The organism is Ruminococcus sp. (genome assembly GCF_017650195.1).
GTDB lineage: Bacteria > Bacillota > Clostridia > Oscillospirales > Ruminococcaceae > Ruminococcus.
The window spans coordinates 1-10,969 of the sequence record NZ_JAGCFH010000328.1 but is presented as its reverse complement, the minus strand read 5'-3'; the positions used below and the strand labels follow the sequence as shown (position 1 = coordinate 10,969).

10 protein-coding genes are annotated in these 10,969 nt (G+C 39.4%); 3 read left to right on the top strand and 7 right to left on the bottom strand.

From position 1 onward, the window contains the following. Positions 1 to 1,630: GTP-binding protein (locus J6U00_RS14980; RefSeq protein ID WP_296583231.1), on the bottom strand; the 1,630-nt coding region annotated here is incomplete at its 3' end. Positions 1,631 to 1,692: 62 nt separating this feature from the next. Beyond that, complete coding sequence (locus J6U00_RS14975; RefSeq protein WP_296583229.1) at positions 1,693 to 3,243, bottom strand: glycoside hydrolase family 25 protein; 1,551 nt, start codon at positions 3,241 to 3,243, stop codon at positions 1,693 to 1,695. A 207-nt stretch (positions 3,244 to 3,450) separates the two neighbouring features. Here J6U00_RS14975 and J6U00_RS14970 point away from each other — a divergent pair, with 207 nt between their 5' ends. Then, entirely contained in the window at positions 3,451 to 4,401 is a 951-nt protein-coding gene (locus J6U00_RS14970; protein ID WP_296583226.1) for an RluA family pseudouridine synthase, read from the top strand. On the opposite strand, the gene J6U00_RS14965 is transcribed toward J6U00_RS14970, so the two are convergent. Continuing rightward, complete coding sequence (locus J6U00_RS14965; protein WP_296583223.1) at positions 4,394 to 5,245, bottom strand: prephenate dehydrogenase; 852 nt, start codon at positions 5,243 to 5,245, stop codon at positions 4,394 to 4,396. The two genes, J6U00_RS14970 and J6U00_RS14965, sit on opposite strands and share 8 nt — an antisense overlap. 138 nt (positions 5,246 to 5,383) lie before the next feature. Between J6U00_RS14965 and J6U00_RS14960 the strand changes: the two genes are divergently transcribed. Beyond that, positions 5,384 to 6,121, top strand: a complete 738-nt coding sequence (locus tag J6U00_RS14960; protein ID WP_296583221.1) for an SH3 domain-containing protein — start codon at positions 5,384 to 5,386, stop codon at positions 6,119 to 6,121. A 53-nt stretch (positions 6,122 to 6,174) separates the two neighbouring features. Here J6U00_RS14960 and J6U00_RS14955 read toward each other — a convergent pair whose 3' ends face one another. After that, positions 6,175 to 7,593: a serine hydrolase gene (locus tag J6U00_RS14955; protein ID WP_296583219.1), complete on the bottom strand. Its 1,419-nt coding sequence runs from the start codon at positions 7,591 to 7,593 to the stop codon at positions 6,175 to 6,177. 317 nt (positions 7,594 to 7,910) lie between these two features. On the opposite strand from J6U00_RS14955, the gene J6U00_RS14950 reads away from it, so the two are divergent. Then, the gene (locus J6U00_RS14950; RefSeq protein WP_296583217.1) at positions 7,911 to 8,573 is read left to right on the top strand and encodes a metallophosphoesterase; all 663 of its coding nucleotides are present in this window, start codon (positions 7,911 to 7,913) and stop codon (positions 8,571 to 8,573) included. Positions 8,574 to 8,628: 55 nt separating this feature from the next. On the opposite strand, the gene thiE is transcribed toward J6U00_RS14950, so the two are convergent. From thiE to thiH, 3 genes are all read right to left on the bottom strand, one after another. Beyond that, a complete protein-coding gene (gene thiE, locus J6U00_RS14945; RefSeq protein ID WP_296583215.1) occupies positions 8,629 to 9,264 on the bottom strand; it encodes a thiamine phosphate synthase in 636 nt (211 codons plus the stop codon). Positions 9,265 to 9,269: 5 nt separating this feature from the next. Further along, positions 9,270 to 9,866, bottom strand: coding sequence for a thiamine phosphate synthase (locus tag J6U00_RS14940; protein WP_296583213.1), 597 nt, complete (start codon positions 9,864 to 9,866; stop codon positions 9,270 to 9,272). Then, positions 9,859 to 10,969: 2-iminoacetate synthase ThiH (gene thiH / locus J6U00_RS14935; protein WP_296583211.1), on the bottom strand; the 1,111-nt coding region annotated here is incomplete at its 5' end. The genes J6U00_RS14940 and thiH, both read right to left, overlap by 8 nt.

Sequence of the window (10,969 nt, the reverse complement as noted above, 5' to 3'; positions counted from 1 at the left end):
TGATCATTGAACAGATAAGCCTTGAAAACTCAGAGAAGCTCAATTCAAGTTCTCCAAGCGTATCATTTATGCTGTCAAGTATATCAATAAGGCATCCCCACAGCCTTTTCAGCTCTGCCGCTTCATAATCTTTATCCTGCCTTATCAGAGCTTCCATAAGACGTGCAGTATTTTTCTCTGCTTTACATACTACCAGATGATCATATATCAGGGCACATATTCTTGAAGCAGTAATTCTCCGTTTCAAACGTTTTTTTAGCTCTATGACCGGTACGATCACCCGCTTACGAACTTCTTCAATCACAGTAAGACAGCTGTCTGGAGCTTTAAACTCTTCGCTCAAAACATTACCATCAACGTCCCATTTATAGCAATAATTTTCAAGCAGTGAAACCTCAGTCAGCGAAACATCCAGAAGTCCGCTTTTTAGCATTCTGAATATCTGTTCTGAGCGTATCTTCCGACTGCTTAAAATATCGATAAGCGCTGAAAAATATGCCATTACAGCCGTATGACTAACCGACTTTTCAATGCTTAGGAAATACGGTATATCATATCTTTTGAACGCAGCCTTGAGTACACCGGAATAATCAGCGATATCATTTGAAATAATTGCAATATCACGATAACGTAGAGCTCTGTCCTCATATATCATACGCTTAATGGAAGCGCATACATACTCTGCTTCACTGTACATATCCCTTGCTTCAAATATCCTTATATTGTTAGTCGGTCTAACTTCTTCTTTATCTGGTATATTGTTGCTGAAAGCATTTCTGCTGAGATATTCAAGGTCGACAGAGTGAAAACGATAGCACTCGCAGCACATGTGTATATTCGTTTTCTTGCCAAACTCTCGACATATAGCTGTTATCTTCCTGTAGGTATCATTTACTGTTTCAAATAAAGTATATTCTCCTGCATTAACATCTGATGTCCTAAGAGTAATAAAAACATTTTCGGCAGAGGAAATAATAACTCTGAGCATTTCAAACTGATCTGCAGTGAAGCTATCAAATTCGTCAAGAAATACGGTCTTTCCTTCAAAATACCTGTTCAATGCAGCGACCTTTGCTGCCTCACGGATGTTATCGAGTTCGTCCTTGAAACCATATTCCTTCATAAGTTTCTGATACTCTATATAAATATGTGCAACATCATTTGTTTTGTCCATAAGGCGTCTGTCAAGCAACTGAGATTTGCTGAACAGCTCTTCAGCGGTTACGCCAGAGCGTTTTATATCCTTTATGAGTTTAAGCATTTCCTCGGCAAAGCCGTTACATCTGCTTTGCTTACCTAAGCTTCTTAAGGCTTCTGGACCTGAAGATACATTATCTATAGCTTGATATATAAGTATTATTTTCGCCATATCTCCAGCATAATCACCGTTTCTTCCGGGATCGCCGTAAAGTTGAAAAAGCTGTCTTGCCAGTCCGGTAAAGCTTAGCGAGAAAAGCTCATTGAAGTTCTCTGCTCCAAGACAAAAATACAGATTTTTGTCAAAGTCTTGTGAAAACTGTTCAGGTACAATGATGCACAGACGCTCTGCATCTGCACACCTCTCCCTAATACGTTCAAACATAAGGGTAGTCTTGCCGCTTCCTGCGGGACCAGTTATAAATTCTACCATATACGCTCCTATTATATAAAATATGCATACCGTTTTTTACGGTATGCATATACAATTTCATATCAAAAACCGTTAAGATGAGCTTCCTTCATTATGCTCGGGAAATCCAGATAAGCATAATTGCAGTTTACAGGTCCGTTGACACCATCTACATTTGCTTCATTACTGAACTGCCACATATTGAAGCTTTTCTTGAACCCAGGTTTTGAAACTCCGTAATGTGATACCCAGACATCATATTTTGAATAGATTGAATTATCAAGTCTGGTATTCAGGAAATTAGCATAGCTCTTTATTCCCACATAATAGCCCTTTGCTTCAAGAGTAGAGCAAAACGCCTTGACTATATCCGTCAACTCCTGAATGCTGAGATCAGCAAAGCATGTATCTTCAATATTGAAGTATACTGGGTAAGAGAAACGATAATCCTTTATTACTTCATAACAGGCTTCCGCTTCCTGTACTGCATCTTCCGGTGAATCAGCATAACTGTACCAATAAACTCCGTAATCAAGCCCTGCCATTTCAGCACCCGCAACGTTGTCGTCGAAGTATTTGTCTCTCTGAGTGGGAAGATCACCGTATCCAGCTCGTATCATAGCATAATCTATACCAGACTTTCCGACCTGTTCCCAGTCGATCTCGCCCTGCCATAAGGAAACATCAATACCGCAGGCAACACCCTTATTAACACTTACAGGATAAAGCGATTTACTTGTACCCGATTCAGATCCGTCGAAAACATAAGTATCAGGAGAAATTATATAAGGATAATTAATGTAGCAATGATCGCGGTCAATAGGACCTTTAATTCCATCTATAGAGCTTTCGCTGGTGTACTGCCACATACCGTAATCTTTGAAATATGAAGGCGCCTCTACTTTGAAATGAGCGACCCATATATCATATTTGTCTAGAACTTCCTCATATACTCTTGTAGTCAGGAAATTTGAGAAGCTGTACAATCCAACATAATATCCTTTCGCCTGAAGCGTTGAGCAGAAAGCTTCGATAATAGCCGATACTTCTGCTGTGGTAAGCTTTTTCTGGCTTGGGTCTTCAATATCAAAGTAAATTGGATATGTAAAGTCATAGTCCTTTATTACCTGATAACAGACCTCTGCTTCCTTGTAAGCATCTTCAACACTCAGGGCATAGCTGTACCAATATGCGCCGCAGTCAAGCCCTACAGACTGAGCCCCTTGCATGTTTTCATCAAATTTTGGATCCTTCTGGTAAAGTTCCTTTCCATATCCTGCATTGACTATAACATAATCAATACCTGTCGCAGCTACCTTTTCCCAGTCTATATCGCCTTGCCAGCGGGAAACGTCTATTCCTTCGCTCTTTTTATACATATAGCTCTTTTCTCCGGAATGAGACTTGGAATAGGATTCATGTGCGTCGTAGATATCAAACACATTGAATGACGAATTATCAGCTGCTTCAACATACGTGTCATCTAATTCCGTTGAAACCGCTCCAACTGCTTTACTTTCCTCTAAAAATGTGTTATTATTATTATTGTCTAAAGCAAATACAGTTAAAGCCGAACCGGTGCCCGTAATAGCACAGGCGATCAATATAGAAATCAAATTCTTCAACATCTTCATAACTGATCGTACTCCTTTACGTAACATCACAAAAAGAAAACTGGTTATACGTGTCTTTTTGTAAATTATAACATAGTTACAGTTCTATTTCAACCTTTATTGCTCATAAAATCGGTCGAAAGAGTTAATTTTGTAAAGTATGAAGAATTTTTTGAAATCTTTTTGTAACTTATAGATACATTTATGTAATTTTTGAGGTATAATTAAATGAAAAAATTTATTATAAATGATAATGACAGCGGTCAAAGAGTGGATAAATTTTTAACAAAAGCTCTTCCAGATCTTCCGAAAAGTATGATGTACAAGCTCATAAGAAAAAAAGATATAAAAATCAATGGAAAAAGATGCGATATCTCCTCGCGCCTTAATACCGGCGATATTGTCACCGTATATGTTAAAGATGACATATCATCTCTAAAGAAGCATGATATGAGCTTTCTAGATTCTACTCCCAATATTGATATCGTCTACGAAGATAAGAATATCATCATTGTAAACAAGCCTTCTGGGCTTGATTCTCATTCAAACGGAAGTCCAATGACAGATACGCTCATAGACCGTATAAAAAAATACCTGTATGATAAGCAAGAATACGCTCCAGACAGCGAAAGTTCTTTTGCTCCGGCTCTATGCAGCAGACTTGACCGCAATACCTGTGGTCTTATAACAGCTGCAAAAAACGCCGCTGCTCTCCGTGAAATCAACGAAGCTATACGCAGCGGCTTTGTTCATAAAATATATCACTGTATAACAGTTGCTCCCCTTCCGGAAAGCAGTGCAATTATCACGGCATATCACCGAAAAGACGAAGCAAGAAACACAGTAAAGATCGTTGATTCGCCTGCAGAAGGCTACAGACCAATAAAAACAGGATATCGTGTGCTTGCGTCGAAGCAGCCTCTTTCCCTTGTGGAAATAACCCTATATACAGGTCGTACACATCAGATAAGAGCTCATCTTGCACATATCGGTGCACCAGTTCTCGGCGACGGGAAATACGGAATTACCGCTGTAAACAAGCGTTACGGAGTTTTTCATCAGATGCTCTGCGCATATTCTCTGAAATTCGAACTCCCTGATGATTCGCCTCTGAATTATCTCAACAAGCTTGAAATAAAAGCTCTGAAACCTGATTTTGAGAAGCACTTTTTCAGTTAGGCTGACCAACTCTGTGCCTGAGATTCTCTTCTTTGAGTTCCCTGCCCTCTGCTATAAGAGCTCTAAGAGTATCTGGATCGGCATTTTTCAGAGCGGAACTGTATTGCTGTAAATTTGATATGAGCGTATCAAGCTCATATAAAAGATTGTCTCGATTCTGCATAAAAAGATCAGTCCACATCTTTTCATTCATTGTTGCTATACGTGTCATATCCTGAAAGCTGCCTCCGCTGAATCCGCATTCCAGTCCGAGCTCAGGGCTTTTTACATAAGCGCTTGAAACAATATGTGCAAGCTGGGAGGTATATGCTATCATCTTGTCATGATTATCCGGGCTTGTGACAACTATCTTTCCTGCGCCTATCTCCTTGGCGATACATTTGAGCATTTCCACATTTTTCTCACTGCTGTCAGCAAAAGGAGCAATAATAAAGTTAGCCTTTACGAAAAGATCGGCTGTACTATTGTAATACCCGCCGAATTCCTTGCCAGCCATAGGATGTATGCCTATATATTCAAGCCCATTATCCTTGGCTATTTTATCCATACGCTCAGAAAAAACACCTTTTATACCGCATACATCGGTTACAAGTGTGTTTTTTTCAAATTTTGCTGCATTTTCCTCGAAGTATTTCTCAGCAGCTTCAGGGAAAAGTGCTATAACAATAAGATCGTATCCTTTATAATCGCCGTCAAACACAGAATCGAGCGCAACGTCTCTAAGCGCCGCAATTTCTATGTCATGATTAAGGTCACAGCCTGAAACTGTATGATATGTATATTTTTTCAATGCTTTACACATTGAACCACCTATAAGTCCGAGACCTATAACAAGTATGTTCATAACCTACCTCCGTTTCTTTTATCATTTAAAGTATAACGCTTTAAACACAAAAAGTCAAGTGTTTTCAAATAACATTTATTTAATCCTGGCATAAAATAAATAGAGATCTATCTCAATTCTATTGAAGGGAAGGTTTTTATGCCAAGGATTTTTTTAAGTCCCTCCACACAGGAATGGAACGAGTATGCTACTGACGGTAATGAAGAGCTTTATATGAACCTGCTTGCCGACCGCATGGAGCCATATCTGAGAGCCTGTGGTATCAGTTTTGTCCGTAATGATCCTGCAAGAAATGTAACCGGAGCAATATCAGATTCAAACACCGGCAGTTATGATGTGCATCTTGCTCTTCATTCAAATGCTGCTCCCTCGAATTTATCAGGTAGGCTACGCGGTATTGATATATACTTTGCACCTAAAAGCATTTTTAGTGAAAAGCTGGCAAATATAATCGCCAATAATCTTAAAGCTATATATCCCCTGCCGGATAAAGTTAGAGCTGTCCCAACATACAGTCTCGGAGAAGTTCTGCGCACCAAGGCTGTCGCTGTACTATGCGAGCTTGGTTATCATGATAACTATGCAGACGAGGCATGGCTCAAAAACAACCTTGAAAATATAGCGCGTAATATTACAGATTCACTCTGTGATTACTTTGGGATCCCCTTTGTACAGGCAGGAGCAGTCAGGTGGGGCACCGTGACTACGAACGGATGCGGACTGAATATAAGAACTTATCCCGATCTTTCAGGAAAGATAATCGGCTCTATGCCTGATGGAGCATCTGTAATGATAAACGGTGAAACAAATGACTGGTATGTTGTAAACTATAACGGCATAATCGGTTATTCAAGCAGTAAATTCATCACATTATGATACAAATACCGTACAGCTGAGCTGTACGGTATTTTGTTTGATATTTTTAGAAATCATTTATTGTCTTCCGGTGGCTGTCTTCTCCTGCGCTTATCCTTGTTATTGATCTTAGGAACAGCATATATAGGCTTCATTGGTTTTGACTTGCTCTTGAAAACAATATAGGAATAAATACAAAGAATGATATATAATGCGCAAAGAAGGAATGAGATAAGCAGTGCCTTATGGAACCATCTTGATTTCTTGAACATTTTTGCAGCATAAACATTATATTTTGATGTCGACCGCTCAACGTTGCTTACCGCAACTATCTCTACAGTTCCAAGTTCCTCTCCGGAGTATTCAAGAGTAATAGTTCCCAGCGGCTCCCCCTTCGTAACAGGAGCCTGTAGAGTATTTTTATACCATACCACTTTATCCTTGCTTATAGTTGATATATCAACTTCGTCATACCACAAAAGAGTAAACTCCTCTTTCGGCTTTACCAACACATAATCATTTCCCTCAGCAAGTTCAACCGGCAATTCTCCAACTTCCGCGGTATCGGCAAGAATAACCTGATAAGAAAAATGTTTGAAAGCCCAGTTGAATAGCTTCATCGCGTCGGTCAGATGATAAAATGTTAAATCACCATCTTCATTTTTAAGAGGAGACTTCATAAGTACTGAAAGATACTTGTTTCCGTCTCTGCTAGCAATAATAACGCTGTTTCTGCCGGCTACCTCAAGATTCGCCGTTTTTATACCTTTGGCTCCGCTGTAGCCGTAATTTCCTTCCTGTTCCATCATAATATTTGAATGAGTCCAGATCCATTCCTCCTGATCTTGATGGTTTTTAACATTTTTTACAGAAGGAATATAGGAATAAGTTGTTGCGATCTTTTCAAAGCCCTGAACCCCCAGAGCATAGACTGTAAGCTTTGTCATATCATTGGCAGTTGTATACTGATCAGGGTCGTACATACCATGGGCATTAGTGAAATGAGTATCCACCAACCCCAGTTCAGCAGCCTTTTCGTTCATCATATCAACAAACTTAGCGGAATCGTTTCCACCAACCTTATATGCAATAGTTTCAGCTGCTTCAACAGAAGACGTCAGCATCATCGCGTAAAGAAGGTCTGTCAGAGTCAGAACGTCGCCGTCCTCTATATTAGCAAAAAGAAGATCATCAGGATATTCAATATTATAAAGGTAATCATAGACAGATTCATCTATCGTTATCTGATCAGAAAGCTGAGGATAATTCTCAAGACAGACTACGGCGGTCATTATATTTACAAGCGGTCCGGGAGCCTGTCTCCTATCTGCATTTTTCTGATGAATAATTGTATTTGAATCAAGGTTCATAAGAACAGCTGATTCGCTCATTATTGTCGTATCGAGCTGGAAATTGACAGCTTTAGTACTGAAAGAGCACATACACGGAAGAACCATGAAAAGTGCTGAAATGATTGACACTATTCTTTTCATTTTAACTCCTTTTCTCGTGAGAAAAAATCATATAATTAAATATATAAGCTATATTTGATAAGGCATCAAATATGTAAAAATCTATAACAATATGCATTATCCCTAAAGCCAAAAACTTTTATGCATTTAAGTTCATACCATAATATTATAACAGATTTTTTTTGATTTTAAAAGAGGTTTATCAAAAAAATTTTTTATTTCATTTTTTTATTAGCTATTTACCTTTTGATAAAAATGTGATACAATAGATATGTAGACAAAAAAACGGCGCAGATAAAAAAAGGCCGTAAAAGAACAAAAGAACGGAGGGTTTTAAAGTGATCTTTGTTACCGGAGATATGCACGGAGACATCACGCGTTTTAAAAGCCCTGAAATGAAAAAGCTGTCTTTCGGCGACACTCTTATTGTTGCTGGTGATTTCGGCTTTTTATGGAACAATTCCAAAGAAGAGAGGTCGAATCTGAAGAAGCTTTCGGAAAAAAATTTCAGGATTGCATTTATTGACGGCTGCCACGAAAACTATGACATTCTCGAAAAATATCCTGTTGAGACATGGAATGGCGGCAAAATCAGGAAAATTGAAAAAAACATATTTCACCTTATGCGCGGACAAGTCTATACCATAGAAAAGAAAAAGATATTCACCTTTGGCGGTGGTCATAGTCAAGATATAGACTTCAGAAAAAACATTGACTGGTGGGAGCGTGAACAGCCAACGCATCAGGAAATAATTGATGGTATCGCTAATCTTAAAGAAAACAAATATAATGTCGACTATATAATCACACATGAGCCACCAGCTTCGCTTAAAGACTGCCTTGGCGTAGATGTTCTTGAAAAGCTTGAAATGCATGAGTTTTTTGATGAAATAATCAGAACCTGCAACTATAAGAAGTGGTTCTTCGGGAAATGCCATATAGATAAGCATATCCCTCTAAGTTTTTATGCTGTTTTCAATACGCTTATTCCTTTAAAATAAAAATATGCGAAAGCTGCACGGTTTGAGCCATGCAGCTTTTTTGTTTCTTCAGATATTATATAGTCTTAATAACTTCGCTGATAAGGGATTCTGCCGCTTTTTTTACGTCATCAGCTCCGAAAAGAGCTGAAACTACAGCTATACCACTGTGACCGCAGCCTTTTATCTCACTGACATTTTCCTCTGTGATACCGCCTATGGCAACAGACGGAATATCGACACTGCCACATATCTCTTTGAGCAGCTGCGGAGTTATCCTTAAAGCGTCTGTTTTAGTCGGAGAAGGAAAGACCGCACCAACACCGAGGTAATCAGCTCCTGATTTTTCAGCAAGCCTTGCCTGTTCTACAGTTTTTGCAGTAGCTCCGATTATAAAATCTTTTCCGGCAATACTTCTTATTTTTTCAACAGTATCATCTTCAATACCGACGTGTACACCGTCAGCACCGCATTTAAGAGCCGCTTTGTAATTATCGTTTATTATCAGAGGAACATTGTATTGGCGACATATTATCAGAAGCCTTCCAGCTTTCTCTATTAGTTCGTCCTCGCTTATGTTCTTTTCACGCAGCTGAATAACACCTGCGCCACCAAGGATAGCCTGTTCAACAGCATATTCCAAAGTTTTCCCGTTCAGACAACCTCTGTCTGTTACCGCATAAAGCAAAAGCTTCTGTTTATTTATTTTCAATTTTATCACTTCCTGTCAAACTCGCCTATAAACGCTTTTGGGTCTAAGCATCGCATAAATCCGCTCATTACACAGGCTCCGGCAGCTCCGCAATTCCGAACAGCACTGATATTTTCCGGTGTTATACCACCAATAGCGTAAACAGGTACATCAACACTATAACAGACATCGCGCAGAAAGTCAAGTCCTCGTGGAGCAAGACCTTTTTTACAGTCGGTCATAAATACATGACCAGCTATAATATGATTTGCTCCGAGCCTTACAGCTTCCAGAGCGTCATCCACAGAATGACAGGATACACCGATGCATGAAAAATTCTTTTTGTCCGTATCCGTCATTTCCCTCAGTCTATTGAGAGGAACATGGATATTCACGACACCAAGCGATAAAGCCTTTTTCCAATAATAATGAAGAAAAAGCTCTGTCTTATTACCTTGGAACAGCTTTAAAACTTTTTCGGCAAGTCCACCATATTCTTCCTCATTCAAATCCTTTTCCCGCAAAATAATATACCTAGGTCCTGAATCTACAATTAGTTTCAGCTGTTTAAAAAAGTCTCCTGAGCACAGCTTCCGCGAAGTTACGCATATTATATCAGACATACAAGTAATCATTCAGCACAGGCTGGAGGCCCTCAGATGACATATCCTCATACATCTTGTCAAAGCTTCGGCTGTCATTTATCTCAAACTGCTCATCACCTTCTGCTGAATCCGACTCCTTTCCTGTGTATTTGCTTTCATGATCGCCGATACCTGTAGATACTCCAGCAGATATCTTTGTAGCAGCAATCTTTACTATACCGTTCCGGAAGATCTCACTTTCGCGTGATGATACTGTAATGCCACAAAACGGCAAGAATATCCTATAAGCGCAAAGTACCTGACACAATTGCTTTTCGTGTACGTCAAGGGGATTGATCTGCTCATTATTAATTATTGGACGAAGTCGAGGACATGAAAGTGATATCTCAGCCTGAGGATATTTTCTTTGCAGAAAATAAACATGAAGTGCACTTGCAAGAGCATCCTTCCTGAAATCGGATAGTCCGAGAAGTGCTGAACAGGCTATACCTCTCATACCCGCCATAAGAGCACGCTCCTGAGCTTCAAAACGATATGGGAACACTCTCTTATGTCCGAGAAGGTGAAGCTGTTCATATCGGTCAGCATTGTATGTCTCCTGAAATACCGTAACATAATCGACACCGCACGCGTGAAGATACCTGTATTCGTCTGTATTTAATGGATATACTTCAACGCCTACCATTCTGAAATATTTACGTGCTAACTTGCAAGCTTCACCTATATATTCAACGCTACTGTTTTCACGGCTTTCACCTGTCAGTATGAGTATTTCCTCCATACCGCTTTCGGCTATAACCTTCATCTCACGCTCTATCTGTTCCATATTCAGCTTAACACGTCTTATATCGTTATAGCAATTAAAACCGCAGTAAACGCAGTAATTCTCACAATAATTTGCAATATACAGCGGTGTGAACAAATAAACGGTATTACCGAAGTGCTTTTGTGTTTCTAGTCTTGCCTTTTCTGCCATTTTTTCAAGGAACGGTTCCGCCGCAGGTGAAAGCAGTGCTTTGAAGTCCTCGACAGTGCAGTTATCATGCGAGAGGGCTGCCATTACATCTTTTTCAGTATACTGCGAATAATCATATCTTTCCATCTCTACAAGGACTTTTTTC